General features: G+C 66.8%; 24 protein-coding genes. 7 read left to right on the top strand and 17 right to left on the bottom strand.

Translation table 11 applies throughout. The features are described from left to right. Positions 1-198: 198 nt before the first annotated feature. The 3 genes from FHW94_RS01135 to FHW94_RS01125 all read left to right on the top strand — a co-directional run bounded on the left by FHW94_RS01135 (position 199) and on the right by FHW94_RS01125 (position 3,649). Entirely contained in the window at positions 199-2,148 is a 1,950-nt protein-coding gene (locus tag FHW94_RS01135; protein ID WP_168553966.1) for a methyl-accepting chemotaxis protein, read from the top strand. Between the two features lie 42 nt (positions 2,149-2,190). After that, positions 2,191-3,270, top strand: a complete 1,080-nt coding sequence (gene aroC, locus FHW94_RS01130; protein WP_168553965.1) for a chorismate synthase — start codon at positions 2,191-2,193, stop codon at positions 3,268-3,270. Between the two features lie 121 nt (positions 3,271-3,391). After that, complete coding sequence (locus FHW94_RS01125) at positions 3,392-3,649, top strand: hypothetical protein (RefSeq protein ID WP_168553964.1); 258 nt, start codon at positions 3,392-3,394, stop codon at positions 3,647-3,649. 53 nt (positions 3,650-3,702) lie between these two features. On the opposite strand, the gene FHW94_RS01120 is transcribed toward FHW94_RS01125, so the two are convergent. Next, on the bottom strand, positions 3,703-6,546 hold the full coding sequence (locus FHW94_RS01120; protein ID WP_168553963.1) for a TonB-dependent receptor: 2,844 nt from the start codon (positions 6,544-6,546) through the stop codon (positions 3,703-3,705). Positions 6,547-6,697: 151 nt separating this feature from the next. Between FHW94_RS01120 and FHW94_RS01115 the strand changes: the two genes are divergently transcribed. Further along, entirely contained in the window at positions 6,698-8,659 is a 1,962-nt protein-coding gene (locus tag FHW94_RS01115) for an isoaspartyl peptidase/L-asparaginase (RefSeq protein ID WP_210425431.1), read from the top strand. Positions 8,660-8,701: 42 nt separating this feature from the next. On the opposite strand, the gene FHW94_RS01110 is transcribed toward FHW94_RS01115, so the two are convergent. From FHW94_RS01110 to FHW94_RS01085, 6 genes are all read right to left on the bottom strand, one after another. Beyond that, on the bottom strand, positions 8,702-10,021 hold the full coding sequence (locus tag FHW94_RS01110; protein ID WP_168553961.1) for a sorbosone dehydrogenase family protein: 1,320 nt from the start codon (positions 10,019-10,021) through the stop codon (positions 8,702-8,704). Beyond that, a complete protein-coding gene (locus tag FHW94_RS01105) occupies positions 10,018-10,467 on the bottom strand; it encodes a DUF2231 domain-containing protein (RefSeq protein WP_168553960.1) in 450 nt (149 codons plus the stop codon). Before FHW94_RS01105 ends, FHW94_RS01110 begins: the two co-directional genes overlap by 4 nt. An 83-nt stretch (positions 10,468-10,550) precedes the next feature. Beyond that, entirely contained in the window at positions 10,551-13,172 is a 2,622-nt protein-coding gene (metH, locus tag FHW94_RS01100) for a methionine synthase (RefSeq protein WP_168553959.1), read from the bottom strand. Further along, positions 13,172-14,236 (bottom strand): homocysteine S-methyltransferase family protein, encoded by a 1,065-nt coding sequence (locus FHW94_RS01095; protein WP_168553958.1) that lies wholly within the window; start codon positions 14,234-14,236, stop codon positions 13,172-13,174. Before FHW94_RS01095 ends, metH begins: the two co-directional genes overlap by 1 nt. After that, positions 14,233-15,174, bottom strand: a complete 942-nt coding sequence (metF, locus tag FHW94_RS01090) for a methylenetetrahydrofolate reductase [NAD(P)H] (RefSeq protein ID WP_168553957.1) — start codon at positions 15,172-15,174, stop codon at positions 14,233-14,235. Before metF ends, FHW94_RS01095 begins: the two co-directional genes overlap by 4 nt. Positions 15,175-15,179: 5 nt before the next feature. Then, on the bottom strand, positions 15,180-16,211 hold the full coding sequence (locus FHW94_RS01085; RefSeq protein WP_168553956.1) for a metalloregulator ArsR/SmtB family transcription factor: 1,032 nt from the start codon (positions 16,209-16,211) through the stop codon (positions 15,180-15,182). Between the two features lie 200 nt (positions 16,212-16,411). On the opposite strand from FHW94_RS01085, the gene FHW94_RS01080 reads away from it, so the two are divergent. Next, the gene (locus FHW94_RS01080) at positions 16,412-16,756 is read left to right on the top strand and encodes a hypothetical protein (protein ID WP_168555378.1); all 345 of its coding nucleotides are present in this window, start codon (positions 16,412-16,414) and stop codon (positions 16,754-16,756) included. Positions 16,757-16,802: 46 nt separating this feature from the next. After that, a complete protein-coding gene (locus FHW94_RS01075; RefSeq protein WP_168553955.1) occupies positions 16,803-17,003 on the top strand; it encodes a hypothetical protein in 201 nt (66 codons plus the stop codon). Here the strand turns inward: FHW94_RS01075 and FHW94_RS01070 are convergent. Next, positions 17,000-17,941, bottom strand: a complete 942-nt coding sequence (locus tag FHW94_RS01070) for a cation diffusion facilitator family transporter (protein ID WP_168553954.1) — start codon at positions 17,939-17,941, stop codon at positions 17,000-17,002. The genes FHW94_RS01075 and FHW94_RS01070 overlap by 4 nt on opposite strands. A gap of 80 nt (positions 17,942-18,021) precedes the next feature. Then, positions 18,022-19,284, bottom strand: coding sequence for a methyltransferase domain-containing protein (locus tag FHW94_RS01065; protein WP_168553953.1), 1,263 nt, complete (start codon positions 19,282-19,284; stop codon positions 18,022-18,024). Between the two features lie 72 nt (positions 19,285-19,356). On the opposite strand from FHW94_RS01065, the gene FHW94_RS01060 reads away from it, so the two are divergent. Then, on the top strand, positions 19,357-19,545 hold the full coding sequence (locus FHW94_RS01060) for a DUF1674 domain-containing protein (RefSeq protein WP_168553952.1): 189 nt from the start codon (positions 19,357-19,359) through the stop codon (positions 19,543-19,545). A gap of 19 nt (positions 19,546-19,564) precedes the next feature. On the opposite strand, the gene FHW94_RS01055 is transcribed toward FHW94_RS01060, so the two are convergent. From FHW94_RS01055 to tldD, 8 genes are all read right to left on the bottom strand, one after another. Next, positions 19,565-20,233, bottom strand: a complete 669-nt coding sequence (locus FHW94_RS01055; protein WP_246865838.1) for a murein L,D-transpeptidase catalytic domain-containing protein — start codon at positions 20,231-20,233, stop codon at positions 19,565-19,567. Positions 20,234-20,288: 55 nt separating this feature from the next. Next, positions 20,289-20,780: a GNAT family N-acetyltransferase gene (locus tag FHW94_RS01050; protein ID WP_168553951.1), complete on the bottom strand. Its 492-nt coding sequence runs from the start codon at positions 20,778-20,780 to the stop codon at positions 20,289-20,291. Continuing rightward, complete coding sequence (locus FHW94_RS01045) at positions 20,777-21,373, bottom strand: DUF4919 domain-containing protein (RefSeq protein WP_168553950.1); 597 nt, start codon at positions 21,371-21,373, stop codon at positions 20,777-20,779. The genes FHW94_RS01050 and FHW94_RS01045 overlap by 4 nt, the downstream gene beginning before the upstream one ends. Then, positions 21,370-22,509, bottom strand: coding sequence for a flavodoxin-dependent (E)-4-hydroxy-3-methylbut-2-enyl-diphosphate synthase (ispG, locus tag FHW94_RS01040; protein ID WP_168553949.1), 1,140 nt, complete (start codon positions 22,507-22,509; stop codon positions 21,370-21,372). Before ispG ends, FHW94_RS01045 begins: the two co-directional genes overlap by 4 nt. A 54-nt stretch (positions 22,510-22,563) precedes the next feature. Further along, a complete protein-coding gene (locus FHW94_RS01035; protein ID WP_168553948.1) occupies positions 22,564-23,097 on the bottom strand; it encodes a GNAT family N-acetyltransferase in 534 nt (177 codons plus the stop codon). A 32-nt stretch (positions 23,098-23,129) separates the two neighbouring features. Beyond that, positions 23,130-23,678 carry a DUF924 family protein gene (locus FHW94_RS01030; RefSeq protein ID WP_168553947.1) on the bottom strand — a complete coding sequence of 183 codons (549 nt, stop codon included), beginning with the start codon at positions 23,676-23,678 and terminating at the stop codon, positions 23,130-23,132. A 5-nt stretch (positions 23,679-23,683) separates the two neighbouring features. Beyond that, entirely contained in the window at positions 23,684-24,109 is a 426-nt protein-coding gene (locus FHW94_RS01025; protein ID WP_179506298.1) for a hypothetical protein, read from the bottom strand. 83 nt (positions 24,110-24,192) lie between these two features. Continuing rightward, a complete protein-coding gene (tldD, locus tag FHW94_RS01020; protein WP_168555375.1) occupies positions 24,193-25,635 on the bottom strand; it encodes a metalloprotease TldD in 1,443 nt (480 codons plus the stop codon). Positions 25,636-25,654 lie beyond the last annotated feature (19 nt).

The following is a 25,654-nucleotide window of genomic DNA, read 5'->3' as shown; positions in this document are numbered from 1 at the left end:
TGGGCCGCCATATCCAGCCGTAACGATACCGCCGGATCGGACACATCACCTTGGCATGATAGCATGAAATCCTGATCGGGCATTTGCCTGAAATTCGCCAACTCCGGCTAGTTCACGCTGCCAACAAGCCAAATACCAAAACCCGTGTCGCGCTCCGTGTCTTGTCCTCGCGTGTCCTGTGTCTCGGGAGAAATCTGCATGTCTTTTGCCAAGCCAGCCTCGATCCGGCAAAGTGTGATGATGTGCGTGACGGCACTGGTGGGGATCTGCCTGGTGCAGATCATCGCTTCCACCACGCTGCAAGTGCTGATGCAGGCCCATGCCCGACACCTGGCCACCTCGGCCTGGGTGCTGCGCATGCAGATGTATGGCGACATGAAGCACGATGCGAGCGAGAGCGACGTGTTCCGCATCAAGGACGCGGTCGCCCGCAACGACCCTGCCGCGCACAAGGTCGAACTGGCCAATTTCGCCAACGATATCGCCGCGCTGGAAAAGTCCTATGCGCAAGTGTTCGCGGCCGCGCATGGCCGGGACGAACAGGCGCTGTTCACCGAAACCGAGACCCGGCAAAAGGCCTATGCCGCCGCGGCGCGCGCGCTGGTCGAGCAGATCGACAGCGCCAACACCGACCTGCGCACCGCGCAACAGACCTTTACCGACGCGTTCGACGCGTTCCAGGCGGTGCAGGACAAGCTGGGTGCGCAGATGCAGGTTGATATCGCCGCCGATGGCGAGGCATCGCAATGGCTGATGGAAGTGGGCCTGGCGCTGACCGGGCTGCTGGTGGTGCTGCTGGGCGCCACCGTGGTGTGGGTTGTCCGCCACGTGCGCCACGATGTGGTGCAGCCGCTTTCCGGGGTGACCACCATGCTGCGCGCCATGGCCAGCGGCGATTATTCGCAAGACATCGCCGGCGATCCCATGGGCAGCGAAGTGGCGCAGATCGAGGCTGCCGCAGCCGTATTCCGCCAGACCGCCCTGTCCAAGCGCGCCACCGATGCAGCGCAGGAGCAGGTGGTCGGTGCCCTGGCCAAGGGGTTGGACCGCATGGCCGCGCGGGACCTGGAATACCGCATCAGCGAACCCTTTGCGCCCGATTTCGAACCCTTGCGTGCCACGTTCAACCAGACCCAGGCCACGCTGGCCGGGGCACTGGGATCGGTGCGCGTGGGGGCATCCTCGCTTGCCCGGACCGTGCGCGAGATCAGCGGCGCCGCCGAGGATCTGGCCCAGCGCAACGTGCGCCAGGCCGCAACCCTGGAAGAAACCGCCGCCGCCGTGCAGCAGGTGACCACCGGGGTGCGCGACACCGCCGCCCGCGCTGGCGACGTCAGCCGCCAGGTGGAGCAAGCCCACAAGCAGGCCAGCGAAGGCGGCGAAGTGGTGACGCGCGCCGTGGGTGCGATGGCCGCGATCGAAGGATCATCGCAGGAAATCAGCCAGATCATCGGCGTGATCGATGGTATCGCGTTCCAGACCAACCTGCTGGCGCTGAACGCCGGGGTGGAAGCCGCGCGCGCCGGCGACGCGGGCAAGGGCTTTGCCGTGGTCGCCACCGAAGTGCGCGCGCTGGCCCAGCGCAGCGCCGATGCTGCCAAGGACATCAAGGAACTGATCGCCAAGTCGGGCGCACATGTGGCCGATGGCGTGGCGCTGGTGCGCGAAACCGGCGAGATCCTGGGCCAGATCCTGGAGCGGGTGGGCGACATCAACCGCGTGGTGGCCGACATTTCGGGCACCGTCGATGGCCAGGCCCACATCATCGGCCAGGTCAACGATGCCGTGGGCGAAATGGATCGCGCCACCCAGCAGAACGCAGCGATGGTGGAAGAAACCAGCGCCGCCACCCGCGCCCTGGCAGCCGAGGCGGGCAAGCTGTCCGAACTCGTCGGCAGTTTCCGCACCCGCAACGTGGAAACCCGCGCCCAGGGGCGGCCCGAAGACCGCCGCGATTCGTTGAGCGGCGTGGTCATCCAGGGCACCGCGCGCCCCGTGGGAGGCCCCCGCCTGGTGCGCGTTTCCAGTGCCGAGGCGGCAACGCCGGTGGCCGCCACGCCAGCCCTGCCCCCGCCGCCAGCGCCGCCAGCGCCGCCGCCCCCGACCGTGGCAAAGGCCGTGGGTGGGGAAAACTGGGACGAATTCTGAAGCGGTGGACTTTTCGCGCGGCTTGGGACAGAGCCGGGCGCCATGAGCATCAATTCCTTCGGACACCTGTTCCGCTTCACCACCTGGGGGGAAAGCCATGGGCCCGCGCTGGGCGCGGTGGTCGATGGCTGCCCGCCGGGACTGGCGATCGATGAAGGCATGATCCAGCCCTATCTGGATGCGCGCCGCCCGGGCCAATCGCGCTTTACCACGCAGCGGCAGGAACCCGATCAGGTCAGGATCCTGTCGGGCGTGTTCGAAGGGCGCACCACCGGCACCCCGATCAGCCTGATGATCGAGAACACCGACCAGCGCTCGAAAGACTATTCCGAAGTGGCCAAGGCCTATCGCCCCGGCCATGCCGACTATGCCTATGACGCCAAGTACGGCTTTCGCGACTATCGCGGCGGCGGGCGTTCCTCCGCGCGCGAAACCGCCGCGCGGGTGGCGGCGGGCGGCGTGGCGCGACTGGTGATCCCCGAAGTGACGATCCTGGCCTGGGTCAGCGCGATCGGCGGCGACGCCATCGACATGGCCAATTTCGATGCCGCACAGATCGGCCAGAACCCGTTCTTCTGCCCCGATGCGGCAGCTGCCGTGCGCTGGGAAGTGCTGGTCGACAAGGCGCGCAAGGCCGGGTCTTCGCTCGGTGCCGTGGTGGAATGCGTGGCCACGGGCGTGCCCGCCGGCTGGGGGGCGCCGCTCTATGCCAAGCTCGATGCCGAACTCGCCCATGCGATGATGGGCATCAACGCGGTCAAGGGCGTGGAAATCGGCGATGGCTTTGCCGCGGCGGCCAACACCGGTGAAGGCAATGCCGATCCGATGCGCCCGCGCGACGATGGCGGCAACCACGGCCCGCAATTCCTGGCCAACCATGCCGGCGGCATTGCCGGGGGCATTTCCACCGGCCAGCCGGTGACCGTGCGCGTGGCGTTCAAGCCCACGTCCTCGATCCTCACCCCCATGCCCACGATCACGCGCGAGGGCGAGGCGACCGAACTGTTCACCAAGGGCCGCCACGACCCTTGCGTGGGCATTCGCGGCGTGCCGGTGGTGGAAGCGATGATGGCGCTGGTCCTGGCCGACCAGAAGCTGCTGCATCGCGGACAGTGCGGGTAAACCGGGCCAGACGCGCACGCCCACGACGATGAACGTTGGCTCACAAACCTGTTCAGACAGGGAACATTCCGAAAGGCGCAGACATTTCTTCCAACGTTGAGGACCTAACGGAGGAAGAGCAATGTTTGCCAAACTGACCAAGATCGCAGGCGTGGCCCTGGCCGCCGCGCTGCTCACCCCCGCTGCCGCGCAGGCCCACCCGGACAGGTGGCAACATGCGCAGCGCTGGGACAACCGCGACCATCGCGGCTGGGACCGGGGCGACCGCCACGGCTGGCAACGCCGCGCTTGGGAGCATCGCCGCTGGGAACGCCGCAATTACCATCGTAATTGCCGTATCGTGTGGCGCCATCACGAACGCGTGCGGATCTGCCGCTAAGGCCCATGGCAGGGTGCGCGCGCCGCACCCTGCCACATGATGGACTGGCGGTGTTACAGCCCCTTGCCGCCCAGCTTCCAGGTCAGCTGCACATAGAAGCTGCGGCCCACGCCATCGAACCACGAGATGTCGTAATAGGGATAGCTGCCATAAGTGGGATCAACGTTCGGGCTGGTGTCGAACAGGTTGGTCACCGTGCCGGAAAGCTGCACATAGTCGGTGATCTTGTACTGGGCCGACAGGTTGAACGTGGTCGTCGCGTCGATATAGGCGGTCTCGTCATAGTTCGGCAGTCGGCCCAGGCGCTGGCCCTGCAGCGTGGTGGTAAGCTTGCCGCTCACCAGCGTCAGGCTGGCCGTGCCCTTGTCGCGCGGGATGTCATAGCCGCTGTCGTAGGCCAGCTTGTTGATCAGCGCGTCGCCTTCATACTGGCGGAACGTGTGGTTGAACACATAAGTATAGCCCAGGCCGAAGGTCAGGAAACCGAGCCCCTTGATCTCTGACGCGCGCCAGTGCAGCGCCACGTCGATCCCGTCGGTCTGCTCGCGCGCCACGTTGATCGGGTTGACGTAAACCCCCTGGAGCTGCCCGGCAAAGGCGCCCGAGGCATAGCGCTGCACCCGCGCGATGGCATCGAGGCATGTGGGCGAATTGGCATTCACCGCCGCGCCCGAAGTGGTTTCCCCCAGCACGCAATCGGATTCGCGGCGCAGCAGTTCATCCTTGCTCAGGTCCAGCACCTGGTTCGACAGAGTGACCTTGAAGTAATCCACCGACAGGTCGATCGCGCGATCCGGCTGCCAGAACACCCCGGCGTTGATCGACTTGCTGGTTTCCGGCTTCAACTTGCGATTGCCGCTGCGGTGGCTGGTGATGCCCACTTCGTAATCGTCGCAATCGCTGTAGTTCGCGCCAGCGTTTTCGCGGCGGCAGGTCAGGTAATCGGTGCCATCGGGATGGGTGTCGCCATTGCCGGAAAACACATAGTGCAGGTCTGGCGCGCGGAAGCCGGTGCCCATTGCGCCACGCAGCAAGAGCTGGCTGGTGGGGCGCAGTTCGGCGCCCAGGTTCCAGGTGGCCTTGCCAAAGCTGTTGTCGACCACGTGGAAATGGTCATAGCGCGCCGCGCCCGACAGCTGGAGGAAGCTGGTGACCGGCACGCGCAGTTCGCCGCCCAGCGCCCAGTGGCGGCGGCTGCCCTTGCCGTCGCTGTCGGTCAGGCCAACGTAATAGTGCTCCAGCGCCTTGGGATCGGGGCGCAGGTCATAGCCCTGCCCGCCATATTCGCCCACCAGGGCCACGCCCACCGGCCCGGCCGGCAGGCGCAGCACTTCGCCGTTGGTCAGGCTGAACGCCAGGTTGTCCGTGTATGAACGGGGCTTGTAGATCGCGTTGGCAGTGATCGAATTGTATTCGGCCGTGGTCAGCGGGGTGTACAGCCGCGTGGGATCGGCCGAAAAGATCGCATAGCCGCTGTCTTCGTCCACGCCCTGCTGGGCGCCCAGGAAAAAGGCATTGGCCTTGGAGATCACCACTTGCGGGAAGGAAACCTTGCTGCGGTATTCCGAGTGGTTGAGCGAGAGTTCATAGGCCCAGGCCTGGTTCTTGCCGAACTTGCCGCGCAAGCCGGGGGTGACGGTAAAGCTGATCGAGCGGTTGCGCGTCATCCCGTTCTGCAGCCCGCCCATTTCCTCGGGCGTGAACTGGCGATACCAGTTGTCTAGCTTGGTCGAATTGAGGCTGGTGGGCATCTGCGTGTTGTAGAACGTGCCCTCCTGGTTGCCGTCGGCGGTTTCGTAGTACCACGTCAGCACATCGGGCAGCAGCGCCACTTTGCTGTAGCTGGCCTGGAAATCGGTGAACAGTTCCATGCCATTGGGCAGGTCGAGCCCGATCGCGCCGAACGCGTTCACCGATTTCCGCTCGGAAATCATCGTGCCATAGGCGATCGAGCTGTTCGATCCGCAGTAATACCCCGGCCCGCCATCGGCGCCATAGCGCGGGCGGCTGGTATAGATCGTGCTGCCGCCGTTGAGGTTGGACAGGCCCGCGCAAGTGGCCGCGCCGGGATCGAGATAGTCGGTGTATTCATCGGTGCGCAGGAACGTGCGCCGCGCCAGGCCGCCGGTGGGATCGTCGAGCACGGAATCCTGCCGCGCGCGCTGGTATTGCCACAACGGCTTTTGATAGAGCCCTTCCACCCCGATAACGCCGTGGAACGCGCCTGCCTCCCACCCGGTGGTCAGCGTCAGGCGATGCGAGGCGCCGCCGCCATGCTGCGTATCGCCATAGCGATAGTCGATCCGCGTACCATCGACGCTTTTCTTGAGCTGGAAATTGACCACGCCGGAAATCGCGTCTGAGCCATAGATGGCCGAAGCGCTGCCGCTGAGCACTTCCACCCGCTCGATCAGGCCGACCGGGATGTTGGAAATGTCGGTGAAATTGCTCTGCCCGTTGAACGGCAGGGGAAAGTCGGCAATCCGCCGGCCGTTGACCAGCACCAGCGTATGGTTGGGGCCAAGGCCGCGCAAGTCCACCTGCTGGGCGCCGGGGGTGAAGGCCGCGCCGTTGCCCGATTGCTGGCTTTGCGTTTCGCCGCCGTTCTGCGTCAAGGCGCGCAACAGGTCGGGCACCGATTGATAGCCGTTGCGCAGGATGTCCTGCGACGTCACCGCGGTGACCGGCGCCGGCCCTTCCAGCTCCACGCGCGGAATGCGGCTGCCGAGCACCACGATGGCACTTTCGGGCGCGGGCACATCGTCCGCGCGGGCCGTGGGTGGCAACTGGGTGATCGCCGGCGTGCCCGCAGGCGCTTCCTGGGCATAGCCCGCACCCGCCAATGCCAAGGCGCTCCACGCGCCGCCCAGAACCAACACAGCTTTTGATTTGCGCATGATTGACAGCCCCCTGTGATCGCGCCTCTATATGTTGCTTATGGTTGCAAGTGACACACAGGTGCAACGTCAAATCGCCAATTTATTCAGTATCAATCGCAACTGTTACACGCTAACCACAGCGGCACATGGCAAGATGAGGGCATCGGGAATGCAGTTCTGGCGCAAGGGGGTGATCACAGTGGCCGGGGTGCTGGCCTTGGCCAGTGGCGCGGCGCACGCGTCGGAAGCGGGCTATACCCGCTATGTCATCGGCGATCTTGCCGCCCCCACCCCCGCCAAGGTTTCGCCCGGCCTACTGCTGGCTGGCGGTGGCGAATGGGATACAGATGCCTTCCGCTGGTTCGTGGCTCAGGCCGGGCACGGGCACATCGTGGTGCTGCGCGCCTCTGGCGCCGGAGACGCCGGCGAAGAGTTCATGCACAGCATCGGCGGCGTCACCTCGGTGGAAACCTTCGTGTTCGATGATCGCAAGGCCGCCAGCGATCCGGCCGTGCTTGCCGCCGTGGCAAAGGCCGATGGCGTCTATATCGCCGGGGGCGACCAGGCGCGCTACGTGCGCTATTGGCAGGGCACGCCGCTGGCCACCGCGCTCGACAAGCTGGTCGCCAATGGCCGGCCGATCGGTGGCACCAGCGCCGGCCTCGCCATGCTGGGCGGCCATGTCTATGGCGCAATGGATGGCGGCAGTGCCACGTCAGGGCCATCGCTGCGCGATCCGCTGGGGCCGGGTGTGACCATGGTGGAAGATTTCCTCCACCTGCCGCGCATGGCCCACGTGGTGACCGACACCCATTTCACCCGCCGCGATCGGCTGGGCCGGCTGATCGCCTTCGTTGCCAAGACGCGCGCGACAACGGCGGACAAGGCCGCCGTGGGCCTGGGCGTGGACGAAGGCGCTTCGCTGATCGTCGATGGCGCGGGGATCGCGCGGCTCAAGGGCCCGGCGGGCACCTATGCCTGGCTGGTGCAACCCACCGATGCGCCCGCCGCCAAGCCCGGCCAGCCGCTTGACTGGCCCGCGGTGCAGGTGACCGGGATTGGCCCGGCCAGCACGCTGGACCTCAACACGTTCAAGGTGGCGGCGCCTGCCTTTGCCGGCACTGCCAGCGTCAAGGCCGGCAAGCTGGCCAACGTGCCTTATCCCGCCGATGCCGGCTGGTCGCTCGCCATTCACGGCGGGGCAGGCGCGGCGCCGCGCGGAGAAACCACCCCGGCGCAAGACGCCGCCTATCGCGCCGGGTTGCAAGCCGCGCTGGCCGCGGGATCGGCGGTGCTCAAGGCCGGTGGATCCAGCCTCGATGCAGTAGAAGCCGCGGTGCGCGTGCTGGAAGACGATCCGCAGTTCAACGCCGGGCGCGGCGCGGTGTTCGATGCCGAGGGCAAGAACCAGCTTGATGCCGCAATCATGGACGGCAGCACCGGGGAAGCCGGCGCCGTGGCGCAGCTGACCACCACCAGAAACCCGATCATGGCCGCGCGCGCGGTGATGGAGCATTCGCGCCACGTGCTTCTGGCCGGGGCCGGCGCAGACCAGTTCGCCCGCGAACAGGGCATCGAGCAGGTCGATCCCAAGTACTTCTTCACGCAGAAGCGCTGGGACGAATATCTCGAGTGGAAGAAGGAAAAGATCAGCGCGCTCTCGCCCCGCGTGCTCTATGCCACGCCCCGGCCCGAACATCGCTATGGCACGGTGGGCGCCGTCGCGCGCGACGTGCACGGGCACCTGGCCGCCGCCACGTCCACCGGCGGGCTCACCGGCAAGCGCTGGGGCCGCATCGGCGATACCCCGCTGATCGGCGCGGGCACGTATGCAAGCGACGGCACTTGCGCCGTTTCCGCCACCGGCACTGGCGAATACTTCATCCGCCAATCGGCCGGCCGCCAGGTTTGCGACCGCATTGCCTGGCGCGGTGAAAAGGTGGGCGAAGCCGCGCAGGACACGATCGACGAGATTGCCGAGATCGGCGGCGACGGCGGCCTGATCGCGATGGACCGCGACGGCCACGTGGGCTTTGCCCTCAACACCGCCGGCATGTTCCGCGGCTCGATCAGCAGCACGCAGGCGCCCGAAGTGGCAATCTACGCCGACGAGACGCCCAAGCATCCGTAAAATGGCGCGCGCCTCCCCCACGCGGGGGAGGCGCGCACCCCGTCAGCGCGGCCGGATGCGCCACACCGCGTTGCCCACGTCATCGGCCACCAGCAGCGCGCCCTTGGCATCAAAGCCCAAGCCCACCGGGCGCCCATGGGTGCTTTTCTGGTCGGGGGTGAGGAAGCCGGTGACGAACGGCTCGGGCCGGCCCACCGGCTTGCCATCGGCAAAGCGCACGAAGGCCACCTGATAGCCATTGAGCTGCGTCCGGTCCCAGCTGCCATGTTCGCCCACGAACGCGCCGCCGCGCCATGGCGCCGGGAATCCCGGGCCGTCGGCAAAAGCCAGGCCGAGTGCCGCGACATGCGGCCCCAGGGCATAATCAGGCGGCGTGGCGCGGGCCACCATATCGGGGCGCTGCGGCTGCACGCGGATGTCCACATGCTGGCCATACCAGCTCCACGGCCAGCCATAGAAAGCGCCCGGTTTCACGTGCGTCATGTAATCGGGCACCAGGTTGTTGCCGATTTCGTCGCGCTCGTTGACCACGGCCCACAAGTCGTTGGTGCCGGGGCGGAACGTCAGGCCGTTGGGATTGCGCAGGCCGGTGGCGAACGGGCGCATCGCGCCGGTCGCGCGGTCCACCTCGAAAATGCGGGCGCGGTCCTTTTCGGCTTCCAGCCCGTTTTCCACGATATTGCTGTTCGATCCCACGCCCACGTAGAGCTTGGTGCCATCGGGGCTGGCGACCAGGCTCTTGGTCCAATGGTGGTCGATCGGGCCGCCGGGCAATTCTGCCAGCACGCGGGCGGGGCCGCTCACGCGGGTCTGGCCCGGCGTGAACGGATAGGCAAGGATCGCATCGGTGGCCGCAACGTAGAGCGTGTTGTCCACCACGGCCACGCCGAACGGGGAAAACAGCTTGTCCGCCAGCACATAGCGCTGGTCCGCCACGCCATCGCCGTTGCTGTCACGCAGCAGGAGCACGCGGTTGCCCGGCTTGGTCTTGCCGTGGACCGCGCCGATGGTCAGCGCAAAGACGATGTCCTTGGGCCGCAGCGTGGGAGCAAGGCCGGGATCGCCGCTTTCCACCACGATCACATCGCCATTGGGCAGGCCCAGTACCGAACGGGGATTGGCCAGGTCGCGGGCAAAAGCCTGGATGGCAAAGCCCTGCGGCACGCTGGGCGCCTCGCTGGCCTTCCAGCCGATCGGCGTGGCCAGGCCCATGGGCGGAAACAGGAACTGCTTGGGCCCGGGCAGGCGCGGCGTATTGCCGAACTGTTCCTGCGCGGGAAACTCAGGCTTGGAGCAAGCCGTTGCGGCCAAAGCCAGAGCGAGCGCGCCAAGGGCGCGGGGCAGTGTGTGACGGACAGTCATGGCCGCACCCCCCGCTGGTGGACATAGGCCAGCCGGTGCCCCAGGAAGCCGGTGCCAACCATCACAACCACGGTCAGCACCGAAAGGGTGATCCCAGTGGGGACAACCCCGGTCCACCCGTCACGCGCGTGGATGAAATTGTTGATCAGCGCCAGGACCAGGACCACGGCATTGCCGCCCAGGTGCAGCCAGCCCGTGCCCGGCCGCGTGACCGCACGATTGCCCAGGAAATCGACCAGCCCGAACACCGCCGCCGGCACGCCGAACAGCATGCCGAACACCAGCAGCCACTGCGCGAAATTGGCCCACTGCACCTGCGGGCTCAGGCTATAGACAATGTCGCACAGCATCGCCCCGGTAAAACAGGCGATGGGAAAGGGCACCAGCATGGCATGGACCGGCACGCCGCCGATCGTCAGCCGCGGCCGGAAGGGACGGGGGTCCATCAGGCGTCTCCACAGGAAGGGCGGCATCCGCATGGTTGCCATCTGCCTGTGAAAACGCCTGTTGTGGCAAAAGGTTGCTGGCCTCAGTCCAGATTGGGCCGCAGCCAGCGTTCGGCCACGGCCACATCAACCCCGCGCCGCGCGGCATAGTCCGTCAACTGGTCCCGCCCGATGGTGGCCACGCCGAAATACTGGCTGTCGGGATGGGCGAAGTAAAAGCCCGAAACCGCCGCCGTAGGCAGCATGGCCTGGCTTTCGGTCAACACGATCCCGGCATTGCCCGGCGCATCGAGCAAGTCGAACAGCACTGGCTTGAGGCTGTGATCGGGGCAAGCCGGATAGCCAGGTGCAGGACGGATGCCGCGATATTCCTCGCGGATCAGCGCCTGGTTGGTCAATTGCTCGCCCGGCGCATAGGCCCACAGCGTGGTGCGCACATACTGATGCAACCGCTCGGCAAAGCTTTCCGCAAAGCGGTCGGCCAAGGCCTTGAGGAGGATGTCGGAATAGTCGTCGTGCCCGGCCTGGAAGCGCGCCAGGTGCGGCTCGATGCCGTGGATGCCCACGGCAAAGCCGCCCAGCCAATCGCCCGCCGGATCGATGAAGTCAGCGAGGCAGAAATTGGCGCGGCCCCGGCTCTTGCCGAACTGCTGGCGCAGGAACGGCAGGCGCACCATGCGCTCGTCATCGTCCGGGTGCAGCACCACATCGTCGCCATGGCGCGCGGCGGGCCAGAAGCCGCAGACACCCTTGGCGGTCAGCCACTTTTCGCTGACGATCTTGTCGAGCATCGCCAAGGCATCGGCATGAAGGCTGCGCGCGCTTTCGCCCACCACCGCGTCTTCCAGGATCGCGGGATAAGTGCCGGCCAGTTCCCAGGCGCGGAAGAACGGCGTCCAGTCGAAGCATTCGACCAGATCGGCCAGGTCCCATTCGGGAAACACGTGCAGCCCCGGCTGCGCGGGCGGCGCCGGCTTGTGCGCGAAATCGGCGACGAAGGCATTGGCCCGCACATCTTCGAGGGGCAGCAGCTTGGACCCGCCCTTGCCGGCCCGCGCCTCGCGCACGTGCTGGTATTCGTCCGCCGTCGCCTTGATGAAACCTTCGGCCTGCGTGTCAGACAGCAACTGGCTGGCCACGCCCACGGCGCGGCTGGCATCGAGCACGTGGACCACCGGGCCGTCATAGGCCGGATCGATGCGCAGCGCGGTGTGCACCTTGCTGGTGGTGGCCCCGCCGATCAGCAGCGGAATGGTCATCCCGGCGCGCTGCATTTCTTCGGCCACGGTCACCATCTCGTCCAGCGAGGGGGTGATCAGGCCGGACAGGCCGATGATATCGGCATCGTGCTCGCGCGCGGTGTCGAGGATCTTGGACCAGGGCACCATCACGCCCAAGTCGATCACTTCATAGCCGTTGCACTGAAGCACGACGCCCACGATGTTCTTGCCGATATCGTGCACGTCGCCCTTGACGGTGGCCATGACGATACGGCCCTTGGGGCGCGCGCCGGCCTGCTTTTCCGCCTCGATATAGGGGATGAGGTGGGCCACGGCCTTCTTCATCACGCGGGCCGATTTCACCACCTGCGGCAGGAACATTTTCCCTGAGCCGAACAGGTCGCCCACCGTGTTCATGCCCTCCATCAGCGGGCCTTCGATCACTTCGATCGGGCGCCCGCCGCGCGCGGCAATGGCTGCGCGGGCTTCCTCGGTGTCTTTCACGATGAACTGGTCCAGCCCCTTGACCAGGGCATGTTCCAGGCGGCGCACCACGTCCCAGCCGCGCCATTCCTCGGCGGCCTTTTCCGCCGCCTTGTCCTTGCCCTTGTAGCTTTCGGCCAGGGCGATCAGCCGTTCGGTGGCATCGGGATGCCGCATCAGCAGCACGTCTTCGCACGCCTCGCGCAGGACCGGGTCGATCTGGTCGTAGATGTCAAGCTGCCCGGCATTGACGATGGCCATGTCCATGCCCGCCGGAATGGCGTGATAGAGGAACACCGAGTGCATCGCGCGGCGCACCGTCTCGTTGCCACGGAAGCTGAACGAGAGGTTGGAAAGCCCGCCCGAGATATGCACGTGCGGGCAGCGCGCCTTGATCTCCTGCGTCGCCTCAATGAAATCGAGCGCGTAGCGATCGTGCTCCTCGATCCCCGTGGCCACGGCAAACACGTTGGGATCGAAAATCACGTCTTCGGGCGGAAAACCGATGCCCATCAAGAGGTCATAGGCGCGGCAGCAGATTTCCACCTTGCGCTCGCGCGTGTCGGCCTGGCCCTTCTCGTCAAAGGCCATGACCACCACGGCAGCGCCATAGGCCATGCACAGCCGGGCATGGTGCAGGAACGCCTCTTCGCCTTCCTTCATCGAGATCGAATTGACGATCGGCTTGCCCGAAACGCATTTCAGGCCCGCCTCGATCACCTCCCACTTGGAGCTGTCGATCATCACCGGCACGCGGGCGATGTCCGGCTCTGCCGCGATCAGCTTGAGGTAGGTGGTCATCGCCTCGACCGCGTCGAGCAGGCCCTCGTCCATGTTGACGTCGATGACCTGGGCGCCGTTTTCCACCTGCTGGCGCGCGACTTCCACGGCCTTGGCATAGTCGCCCGCCAGGATCAGCTTCTTGAACGCGGCCGAGCCGGTGACATTGGTACGCTCGCCCACATTGACGAAACGCGAGCCGGAATTGGTCTGTTGAGTCATCACTTGATCATCACAAAGGGTTCGAGGCCGGCAAGGCGGGTCAGCGGTTCGGGGCTGGCGACCCGGCGCGGCGAGAGGCCGGAGACCTTTTGCGCCATGGCGGCGATGTGCGCCGGGGTGGAGCCGCAGCAGCCGCCCAGCACGTTGACCTGGCCGGCCACCGCCCATTCGCCAACCAGGCCCGCCGTGGTTTCGGGTTCCTCGTCATACTGGCCCAGTTCGTTGGGCAGGCCGGCGTTGGGATAGATCATGATCAGGGTATCGGCGATTTCGGCCAGCGCCTTGACATGCGGGCGCAGCTGGGTGGCGCCGAACGAGCAATTGAGGCCCACCGTCACCGGCCTGGCATGGCGCACGGCATACCAGAACGCTTCCACCGTGTGGCCCGAGAGGTTGCGGCCCGAAAGGTCGGTCAGCGTCATCGACAGCATGATCGGCACTTCGCGGCCCAATTGCTGCTCCAGCTTTTTCACCGCCATGATCGCGGCCTTGCAGTTCAGCGTGTCGAACACCGTTTCCACCAGGATGAAATCGGCGCCGCCCTCCACCAGGGCCTCGGCCTGCTCGCGATAGACTTCCACCAGGAAATCCCAGTCGATCTCGCGATAACCCGGATCGTTCACGTCGGGCGAAAGCGACAGCGTCTTGTTGGTGGGGCCGATGGCACCGGCCACAAAGCGGGGGCGGCCATCGGCGGCAGCGAATTCATCGGCCACGCGGCGCGCCAGGCGGGCCGATTCCACGTTGATGTCGCGCACCAGGTGCTCGGCGCCATAATCGGCCTGGCTGATGCGGTTGGCCGAGAACGTGTTGGTTTCGGCAATGTCGGCCCCGGCCTGGAAATAGGCGCGGTGGATCGCCTCGGGCACGTCGGGCCGGGTCAGGGCCAGGATGTCGTTGTTGCCCTTCTGGTCGTGGCCAAGGCCCAGGTTGCCGGCATAGTCGGCCTCGGTCAGCTTGCGGTTTTGGATCTCGGTGCCGAAAGCGCCGTCGGTGATCAGGATGCGCTGGGCGGCCTGCGCCAGCAGGGCGGCGCGCGCGGCGCTGGGGGTCAGATTGCTCATGCGGCAGTCTCCAAAGCCGCGCCGCCCTGCGGGCGGCGGCCCAGCAGGTGGCAGATGGCATAGCTCAACTCGGCCCGGTTGAGCGTATAGAAGTGAAAATCGCGCACCCCGCCGGCATAGAGGCGGCGGCAGAATTCGGCCGAAACCGTGGCCGCCACCAGCTGGCGCGAGGCAGGATGGGTATCGAGCCCGGCAAACAGGCTTTCCAGCCATTCGGGCAGCGCTGCGCCGCAAGCCTGGGCAAACTTGCGCGTCTGGGCAAAGTTCGACACCGGCAGGATGCCCGGCAGCACCGGGGCGGTGATCCCGGCGGCGGCCAGCTTGTCCTGAAAGCGGAAGAAGGTTTCCGGCTCGAAGAAGAACTGGCTGATCGCGCGGCTCGCGCCCGCGTCCAGCTTGCGCTTCAGGTTGTCGATATCGGCGTCCTGGCTGGGCGAATCCGGGTGGCTTTCGGGATAGGCGGCCACCGAAATGTCGAACGGGGCAATGGTCTTGAGCCCCGCCACCAGTTCGGCCGCGTTGGCATAGCCATCGGGGTGCGGGGTGAACGGCACGCCCGGCGCGCCCATGTCGCCGCGCAGGGCGACGATATGGCGCACGCCCGCGTCCCAGTATGCTTCGGCGACAGCGCGGATTTCGGCCTTGCTGGCATCCACGCAGGTCAGGTGCGCGGCAGCGGGCAGGCGCGCCTCGCGGATGATGCGCGCCACGGTGTCATGCGTGCGATCGCGGGTGGAGCCGCCCGCGCCATAAGTCACCGAGACGAATTCGGGCGCCAGCGGGGCCAGCGTCTGCACCACGTCCCACAATTGCGCCATCAGGGCATCGGTCTTGGGCGGAAAGAATTCAAAGCTCACCCGGATATCGCCAGGCAAGCCGGCGAAAAGCGGTGTGTCGAGCGCGGTGCGCGCCTCGCGCAGCTGGTCGTAACGAGTCATGGGTCTCAGCTCTTGGTAAAGGCGGAAGCAGGAGTGGCGAGTGCGCCGGCATCGCGGCGGCGGGCGGTCCACAGCTTGACGATGAGTTCGTGCCCGGCGAGCGCGCGTTCGGCCAGAGGCTCGAACCCGGCATCGCTCAACAGCTTGGCCATCTGGGCATCGGAAAAACCCAGGCGGGCGTGGGCATGGGCCAGGCGCAGGTCTTCGCGATCGTGTGCGGCGAAATCGACCACGGCGATGCGCCCGCCCGACGCGCAGACGCGCGCGGCTTCGGCCAGCACCGCCTCGGGCGCCAGGGCATAGTGCAGCACCTGGTGGAACAGCACGGTTTCGAACGTGCCATCGGCAAACGGCAAGGACAGGAAATCGCCCTGCACCAGATCGACCTGGCCCGCCGGCAGCCCCTGCAACCGCGTGCGCGCCAGGCGCAGCATTTCCGGGCTCTTGTCCAGTGCCGTCACGTGCGTGGCGCGCGCGGCAAACAGTTCTGCCATGCGCCCGGTGCCCGTGCCCACATCGAGCATGTGGCCCAGCGGCGTGCCGGCGTCGGCCGCGTCCAGCAGGGCGATCAGCGCTGCTTCCACCGGGCCATCGGCGATGTGCAGGCTGCGCAGATCGTCCCAATCGGCCGCGTGGCGGGCAAAGTATTCAGCCGCGCTCGCTTCGCGCGTGGCGCGGATGGCATCAAGATGCTGGCGGTCTTCGCGCACCTGGGCGGCAAACTCGGCATCTTCGGCCTCGGCCGCGGCCAGGGCACGGGCCAGGGCATTGCCCAGTTCGGATGGCGCGTTGCGGCGTGCGCTGGCTTCGGCAATGGCCGCGCGCAGGAACACCCAGCCACCTTCGCGGCGGCGCTGGGCCAGGCCGGCATCGCACAGGATCTTCACATGGCGCGAAACGCGTGGCTGGCTTTGCCCCAGAACCTGCGCCAATTCGCCCACGGCCAGCTCCATGCTGGCCAAAAGCCGCATGATGCGCAGCCGCGTGGGGTCTGCCAGGGCGCGAAAGGATTCGAGCAGGTTCATGAGATGAGCCATATAAAGCAACCTTTATATCGGTCAATCCATATAAAGAGTTCTTTATATCCGTAAGCAACCCTTACGAACCGGCCGATCGGCCTGTCGCACGGCGGCATGCCGCACCAAGTTTGCCATTGGCTTGACGCAGACGCGCCGATAATACCCATGGCGTACGGATCGGCCCCAAGGCCGACAGGATGAACAAGGAAGCCCCCACGATGAAGAAGCTCCTCTCGAAGGCCGTTTTTGGCGCCGTTCTGGGCGCCGCCACGCTTTCGCTTGCCGCTTGCGGCCATTCGGACGACGCTTCGAGCGATGCGACGCCCGACAACGTGGAAATGCCGGCCGACGAACTGCCCGCCACCGATGTTTCGGCTGCGGCCCCGGCCCCGGTCGATGCCCCGGCTGCCGACACCAGCGCCGCTGCGCAGACACCCGAAGACGCAGCGCGCAGCGCTGCCGACAACGCCGCTGCCGCCGCCGATGCCGCCAAGGCCGCCGCTGCTGCGGCCGAATCGGCCGATGGCGCCAACGGCGCAACCACCAGCAATCCCAAGATGTAAGGCCCATGGCGCGGGGGGCACGATCGCCCCTCGCGCCCTGCCATTCATGCGTCCTATCCTGATCCTTGCCTTGCCGCTTTTGCTGGCCGCCTGCCAGCAAGACAGCGACCCCGGCCCCGGGGGCGTAACCCGCGGGGAAGCCCGCGCGCTGGACGAAGCGGCGGCCATGCTCGACAGCCGCCCGGCTCCGCCGCCGCTGGTCGATGCGACCGTACCGGTCGAAGCAAGCGCCCCCGCCGCGCCTTAAGCGCCCAGCGAACAGCCCCCGCAGTCATCGGTTTCCACCTGGATGGTGGTGTGGCCGATGCCGAAATCGTGCTCCAGGTCGTGCGCCAGGCCGGCCAGGAACGCGTCGCCCGGATGGCCGCCCGGCATGATCAGATGCGCGGTCAGCGCCGTTTCGGTGGTGCTCATCGGCCAGATATGCAGATCGTGCACCCGCGCCACGCCGGGCAAGGCGCCAAGCGCGGCGCTCACCCGCGCCGGGTCGATCCCCTCAGGCACGGCTTGCAGCCCCAGTTTCAGCGAATCGCGCGCGAGCCCCCAGGTGCCCACGGCAATGACCGCCACGATGACCAGGCTGGTGGCCGGGTCGATCCAGGCCCAGCCGGTCAAGGCGATCGCCAGGCCCGCCAGCACCACGCCAGCCGAAACCGCCGCATCGGCGGCCATATGCAGATAGGCGCCGCGCAAGTTGAGATCGTGCTTGCTGCCGCGCATGAACAGCAGCGCGGTGGCGGTGTTGATGACGATGCCGATCCCGGCCACGATCATCACCGGGCCGGGCGCAACGGCTTCGGGCTGCATCAGCCGGCGCAGGCTTTCCACCAGGATCGCGCCCAGCGCGACCATCAGCAGCGCGGCATTGCCCAGCGCCGCCAGGATCGAGCTGGACTTGAAACCATAAGTAAAGCGCCCCTTGGGCGGGCGCGCCGAAAGCACGCTGGCCGCCCAGGCGATGATCAGGCTGAGCACGTCGGACAAGTTGTGGCCGGCATCGGCCACCAGCGCCATCGATCCGCTGGCGATGCCATAGCCGCCTTCCACCAGCACGAAACCGGTGTTGAGCGCGATGCCCAGCGCAAAGGCCCGCCCGAAACTGGCGGGAGCATGGCTATGCCCCGGCCCATGGTGATGGTGCCCATGGGCGTGGTCGTGATGATGATGGTGGTGGCCGGCAGACATGAGGCTCGCTTACCGGCAAAAAGCGCGCCGGCAAAATGAATTGCCGGCCATGCAAACCATGCCCGCGGCCGCGCGCAGGATCATGCCTTGTGCCAGCGCGCAGCAAAGAAGCCGTCGATCCCGCCGGCATCGGCCAGCATGCCCGGATCGCTGCGCAGCCAGCCCTGCGCGGTGGGGGCAATGCCATCGGGCAGTTCATCAGCCGCGATAGGCGCGGGCGAGAGTGCGGTAAAGGCAGCGGCCTGCCCCTCGCCCTCGGCCGGTTCGAGCGAACAGGTGGCGTAGACCAGCGTGCCGCCCGGCTTCAGCCAATCGGCCGCGCGGGCCAGCATCTGCGCCTGCAACTTGGTAAGATCGTCGATCGCGGCCAGGCGGTGCAGCACATCGGGATGGCGGCGGCAGGTGCCCGTGGCGCTGCACGGCGCATCGAGCAGCACGGCATCGAACGGCGCATCGCCCTGCCAGGTCAGGACATCGCCCTGCACCACCTGCACGGCCAGGCTGGTGCGCGCCAGGTTGGCGACAAGCCGCTCAAGCCGGCGGGCGGACTTGTCGAGCGCGGTCACGGCCCAGCCGGCTGCCGCCAGTTGCATGGTCTTGCCGCCGGGCGCGGCGCACAAGTCCAGCACGCGGCGCCCATCCCCCGCGCCCAGCAGGCGCGCAGGCAGGCTGGCGGCCAGATCCTGCACCCACCATTCGCCTTGCCCAAAGCCCGGCAGGCTTTCCACCGCCTGGCCGCGCGGCAGGCGCACATGGCCGGGCAGCAGCGAAACGCCGCCCAGTTCCTGCGCCCAATGCGCGGTCTGCGCCGGATCGCGCAGGCTCAGGTCCAGCGGCGGCGGCGTGGCGATGCCGGCGGCGATCGCGGCGGTGCGGCCGTGCCAGGCGGCATCCCAGCGCTGCGCCACGGCCGGCGGCAAAGTGGGCGCATCGGGCAGCGTGACGCCGCGCTTGAGCAGCGCGGAAAACACGCCATGGGCCAGGCGGCGCGGGCCGCCCGTCAACAACGGCAGGCCAGTGGCGATCACCGCATGCGGCGGCAGGCCCAGGCGCAGCGCCTGCGCCAGCATCAGTTGCAGCACCGCCCGCGCCTTGGCATCGGCGGGCAGCACGGTCTGCGTGGCGCTGTCGATCAGCGCGTCCAGGTCGGGCAACCAGCGCAACGCTTCCTGGACGATGGCCATGGCAAGAGCCCGATCATCGCCGCGTTCGATCGCGCGCAGCACCGGGGGCGCCATCTGGTCCAGCGGATCGCCCCGCCGCAACACGGCATCGAGCAGGCGCAGCGCGGCGCGGCGTGCGGGCACGCCAGGGATTTCCTGGTTGTTCTGGGTAGGGGCCATCTGCGCGCCTATCGCGCCTTATGCCCCATTTGGCAATTGCGCGCGCGGCGGCAAAAGCGCATGGCAGGCGGCATGGACAAGCCGCTTCCCGCCAACCGGCAGCGCGCGACTCAGCGCCCCGCGCCTTTTGCCAAGCCCGCCCACTGGACCGACGCGCCGGCCCCGCCACCGCGCGTGGTCGAACGCGGCGACGATCCCGACGGGCTCGACCCAACCCGCTATGGCGATTGGGAAAAGAACGGGATCGCGATCGACTTCTGAACGTTCGCCGGTTCCTGTCTCAAGCAAATCCCAGCCGGTCGGCATAGATCAGGCGCCCGGCCGCCAGCCGCCACAAGGCCGTGGCGAAATCGGTCTCCGGCATGGCGAAGCAGCCATCGCTGCGGCCCAGCTTGCCCCATTTTTCCAGCATGTCGGGGTTGGCGTACCAGGCCGGGTGGACAACGATGGCCCGGTCTTGGGCCATGTTGTTGTCAGGATCCACACCGGTCAGCCGGATCGAACTGCCATATTTGCCACGATACCACTCGTTGGTGACAAACGCGCCGCGCGAAGTGGCCAGGCTGTTGAGCTGGTTGGAAAAGAACTTCAGGAAGCCATCGTGTTCGGGATCAGACCCGCGACCATGGGCCACCAGGATCGAATCGACCCGCCCCGCTTCCAGGTTGGCGAAGTGGAAACGCGGCAGCGACGACGGCAGCGAAAAATCCGCCACGCCCACCACGTCGGTATGCCACAAGAGATTGGCGACGCGATCGCGCTGCTGGGCTGCCACGTCCAGCACGCGACGGTGCTGCGCCGGCATCGACCAGGCCTGGGCAAAGACCCGCGGCGCCGTGGCTGCCCCCATCAGCGCGCCACCTGCTGCCAGCGCGCCACGCAGCCAGCCGCGCCGGGAAACCTCCGCGGCGGGCATGCTGCTGGAAACCTGTGCCGAATTCTGCGTCATGCTCGCGATGATGCCATGGTTTTCGTGGGTGAAAGCTGAACAAGGTTACCACAAGTCAACCGTGCCTCACAGCCCCCAGTTGCTGCAATGCAGCACTGTCTACCCGCATGATTCGCCATTCGTCCATCATCCGCGCGCCCAGTGACCGGTAGAACGCGATAGACGGCGCGTTCCAATCCAGCACCGACCATTCCAGCCGCGCGCAGCCGCGCCGCACGGCAAGGGCGGCCAGCGCCTGCAACAGCGCCTTGCCCAGCCCAGCCCCGCGCGCTTGCGGCCGCACGTAAAGGTCTTCCAGATAGATGCCGGGCTTGCCTTCGAACGTAGAGAAATTGTGGAAGAACAAGGCAAAGCCTTCGCCCTGCCCATCCCGTTCGGCAACCAGCACTTCGGCCATGGGGCGCGGGCCGAACAGATGCTCGCCCAGCGTCGCTTCGTCGAAACGCACTTCGTGGGTAAGCTTTTCATAGGCGGCCAGATCGCGGATCAACTGGGCGATCAGCGGCAGATCGGCGCGCGTGGCCGGACGGATCGATGTGGCGGTCATGGCGCGCCGACCAGGCCGTCCACGCCGATGCAGATGGTCATGGGCTGTCCACCGGTTGGCGGCGTGGCGGTAATCACGGCATAGGCATGACCGGCTTCGCGCACCGTGTTCTCGCCCGTCACGAGAAAGCCGAGTAGCGCCAGCGCGGTATCCTTTTCCGCCGCGCTCACCACGTTCCACGCCTTTTCACGCGTGGCGCCGTCCTGGCCGCCGGTGATCCCGCGCAGCAGGATCAGGATCTGGCTGTGGCGCAGGCGCGCTTCATCGGCGCGGCCCAGGCGCGGCAGGGCCTGCTCTTCCAGATAGAGCGCGTTGAGATTGAGCGGGTCGATCTGCCGTTGCGCCTGCGCCAGGGCGAGGCTGCGTGCCGGATCGCGCTCGATCGTGGCCCAGGCGGCCTGGGCCTGGTCCCATTCGGGCACCGCGCCGCCCAGCCGCGCGCGGTTCTGCCAGCGCAGGGCGCGCGCGTCGACGCTGGTATCGCCCTGCTCGAAACGCGCCAGCCCCGCCTGGAACGCGTCCTGGCCCAGCGCCGGCGCGGTGGCTGCCGCGATAACCAGCGGCGCCGTGAACAGCACGGACGGCTGCCTCACTCGGCCGGTTCGCCCACTTTGGCAGCCGCCGCATCGGCTGCCGCTTCCATTTCCGCCGCTTTGGCCTCCACCAGCGCAACGATGTGATCGAGCATCTCTTCGGACTGTATGGTGTGATCGGTCACGCCCGAAAGATAGACCATGTGCTTGCCATTGCCGCCGCCGGTCAGGCCGATATCGGTTTCGCGCGCTTCACCCGGGCCATTGACCACGCAGCCCAGCACCGAGAGCGAAATGGGCGTCTTGATATGCTGCAGCCGCGCTTCCAGCGCCTCTACCGTGCGGATCACGTCGAAACCCTGGCGGGCGCAACTGGGGCACGAGACCACGCGCACGCCGCGCGTGCGCAGGCCCAGGCTCTTGAGGATTTCAAAGCCGACGCGCACTTCCTCTTCCGGCTCGGCCGAAAGCGAGACGCGCAAGGTATCGCCGATGCCGGCCCACAGCAGGTTGCCGATGCCGATCGCCGATTTGACCGTGCCACCGATCAACCCGCCGGCCTCGGTGATCCCGAGGTGCAGCGGGCAATCCACCGCTTCGGCCAGGCCCATGTAGGCCGAAACCGCCAAGAACACGTCAGAGGCCTTCACCGCCACCTTGTATTCGTGGAAATCGTGGTCCTGCAGCAGCTTGATATGGTCGAGCGCCGATTCCACCAGCGCTTCGGGGCACGGCTCGCCATACTTTTCCAGCAGATGGCGTTCCAGGCTGCCGCCGTTCACGCCGATGCGGATGGCACAGCCATTGGCCTTGGCCGCGCGCACCACTTCGGCAACGCGATCGGCCGAACCGATGTTGCCGGGGTTGATGCGCAGGCACGCCGCGCCCGCGTCGGCGGCTTCGAGCGCGCGCTTGTAGTGGAAATGGATGTCGGCGATGATCGGAATGCGCGATGCCTTCACGATCTTGCCCAGCGCCGCCGTGCTCGCCACGTCCGGGCAGGAAACGCGGATCAGGTCTGCCCCGGCATCCTCGCAGCGGCGGATCTGGTCGATCGTTGCCACCGCGTCTTCGGTCGGGGTGTTGGTCATGGTCTGCACGGTGATCGGGGCATCGCCGCCAACCGGCACGCTGCCCACCATGATCTGGCGGCTCTGGCGGCGCACGATGGTGCGCCAGGGACGGATCTCGCTCATGGCCTGGGCTTATACCCGCAGCCTTGCCCCAGCGCCACCCGCCAAGAAGGGCTGTCAGAGTTTGCAGGCATAGAGGAATTCCGGATCACAGTGGTTGCCCACCCAGAATTCGATATCGGCAATCTTTTCAAAGCCAAAGCGGTGGTAAAAGCGCTGCGCCTCGGGGTTGCCGCTATAGACCGTCAGTTGGATCTCGTCGGCCCCGGACGCACGCGCGGTGGCGATCGCCCAATCCATCAACTGACGCCCCAACCCGCCGCCGATGCGATCGGGATCGGTATAGAGCTGCTTCAATTCGAGCGGCCGTTGCGGATGGCTGTATTCGCGCGGCAGGGTGCTGTCCAAGACCAGCTTGCAGAATGCTACCAGCTGCCCATCGTCCTCGATCACCGCCACCCGCATGCCCGGATCGACGATCTGCCGCGCCGTCACCTCGTCGGCGTGTGCTTCTTCCATGAAGGCGGCAAAGTCTTCGGGCGCATAGAGATGCTCGAACTTGGCGGAAATGGCGCGGCGGGCCAGGGCCGCCAGCGGCAGGGCATCGTCGGGGGTGGCAAGGCGCAGTTTGGCAGGATGGGGCGTAGTCATGCCCGCTGCATAAAGCGACCGTGCGGCAATTTCTACCAATGGTTCCCGGCGGCGACAGCGCGCTGTTCGGCCGGCGTGCTGCTGCGGCCGAGCACGGCATTGCGATGGGGAAAGCGGCCAAAGCGCAAGACCATGCGGGCATGGGCCAAGGCAAAGCGGCGAATCCGGCTGTCGCCCAGCGCGGTGAAGCGGGCCACGCTCTCGCGCTGGTCCGCGCGGCGTTCGCTGTGCATCAGGGGCATCAGCAGGAATTGCCGCGCGTCGCGGTCAAGGCCGCGATCCCACCCGCGGCGCAACGCCAGGCGGGTCAGCGCGACAGCGCGGGCATCGTGGGCAAAGGCGCGCGCGCTGCCGCGCCAGGCGTTGCGCGGCACCTGGTCAAACAGCAGCACGGCTGCGCGCAAGGTATCGCGGTCTCTCGCCAGGCTGGCCAGCGGCTGCGTCGTCATCGCGCGCACCAGTGGCGCAAAGCGGCGCACGATCAGCGCGTCGATCGCCGGATCGCTGGCAAAGCGCGCCTGGGGCGAAAGCCCGACAAACCAGAAGTGCAGGAGATCCTGCGCCCACAAGCGCGGGGTCATGCGCTTCAGTCTGCCTGGGCGACCTTGGCCGGCTTGGTATAGGGCACGAACTTGTCGAGGCCGACAAAGCCGCGCCAGAACCCACTGGTGCGATCGCGCAGCTGCACGGTGTCGATCGCGCACAGCTCCGATCCGGTCAGCCGGGTGACCAGGATATCATCGCTGCGCAGCGATTCGACGCCGGTGCGCGGCTTCTGGACATAGAGCGTGCGGCCCGAATCATAGACGATGGCCGTCTTGTCGTAGACCTGGCTGCCCGAAACGGTGGGCATGTAGATGCAATCCACCGGCTTGCCCGGCACGCGGCCTTCCAGGCGCTTGTCCAGTTCCTGCTGCGGGGTCAGCTTGGGCTTGGCGTCTGCCACGGTCCCGGCCAGCACCATGCCGCCGACGGCGAGCGAAAGAGCCAGCATTTTTGCCTGCTTCATCATGATTCGCCTCTTGCTTCGAAAAATCGATTCTCAATGACGGGAGAATACCACGTCCCCGCTGAACGCGTGCTGAAAATCGGGTCTCAACCCGTGCCACCCACGGTCAGCCCTGCCACCAGCACGCTGGGCTGGCCAACGCCCGCCGGCACACTTTGCCCGCCCTTGCCGCACACGCCCACGCCTTCGTCCAGTGCGAAATCGTTGCCGATGCCGGTCACGCGGGTGAGCACGCTGGGCCCGTCGCCGATCAGGGTGGCGCCCTTGATCGGATCGCCCAGCTTGCCATCCTTGACGCGATAGGCCTCGGTGCAGGTGAACACGAACTTGCCGCTGGTGATATCCACCTGGCCGCCGCCGAACGACTTGGCAAAGATGCCGTCCTTGACCCGCGAAAGCAGTTCGGCCGGATCGTCGTTCCCGCCGCGCATGAAGGTGTTGGTCATGCGTGGCATGGGCGCATGGGCATAGCTTTCGCGCCGGCCATTGCCGGTGGGCGCCACGCCCATCAGCCGGGCGTTGAGGCGATCATGGATATAGCCCTTGAGGATGCCATCCTCGATCAGCACGTTTTCCTGGGTCGGCGTGCCTTCATCGTCGATGGAGAGCGAGCCGCGCCGCCCCTGCTGCCCCACGCCCAGCAGCGTGCCATCGTCCACCACGGTCACGCCTGGCGCTGCCACGCGCTGGCCGATGCGGCCGGAAAAGGCGCTGGTGCCCTTGCGGTTGAAATCGCCTTCAAGGCCGTGGCCCACCGCCTCGTGCAGCAGCACGCCGGGCCAGCCGGGGCCGACCAGCACGGTCATTTCGCCGGCCGGTGCAGCCACGGCCGAAAGGTTGACCAGCGCCTGGTGCAGCGCCTGGTCGATCCCCCGGTTCCAGGTTTCGGGCAGGAACAAGTCATCGTAAAGCCGGCGGCCGCCGATGCCGAACGAGCCGGTCTCGCGCCGGCCGTTCTCTTCCACCACCACGCTCACGTTCAGGCGGACCAGCGGGCGCACGTCATGCGCGACAAAGCCATCGGCGCGCACCACTTCCACCACCGACCACGACCCCGCGAGCGACGCCGAAACCTGCACCACGCGCGGATCGCGGGCACGGGCGGCGGCGTCGATCTGTTCGAGCAGGCGCACCTTGGCCTCGAACGGCACGCCATCGAGCGGCGAAGCATCGGTGTAGAGGTGGCGGTTGTTGTGGCGCGGCGGTGGGGCGGGCTGGCCCTTGGCGGGATCGAGCAGCTTGAGCGTTTCGCCGGCGCGGGCAATGGCCGCAGCGGAAACCTCGTTGGCGTGGGCAAAGCCGGTCATCTCGCCCGAAACGCCGCGCAGGCCAAAGCCGGCATCGCGCGAATAGTCGGCGGTTTTCAGCCGCCCGTCGTCAAAGCCGAAGCTTTCGCTGGCCACGAATTGCAGGAACAGCTCGCCATCGTCGCAAGCGCCCAGCGCGCCGCGCACAAGGCGTTGCGCGTCATCGGGAGTGAGCAAGCCGGGGCGATAGAGCAGCGAGCGGGTGTCGGCAGAAAGCGTCATGCTGCCGATATAGGCATCG

This window comes from Novosphingobium sp. SG720 (assembly GCF_012275365.1).
GTDB classification, from domain to species: Bacteria; Pseudomonadota; Alphaproteobacteria; order Sphingomonadales; family Sphingomonadaceae; genus Novosphingobium; species Novosphingobium rhizosphaerae.
Note: the sequence above shows the minus strand (reverse complement) of the source record. Positions and strands in the feature narration are given on the sequence as shown.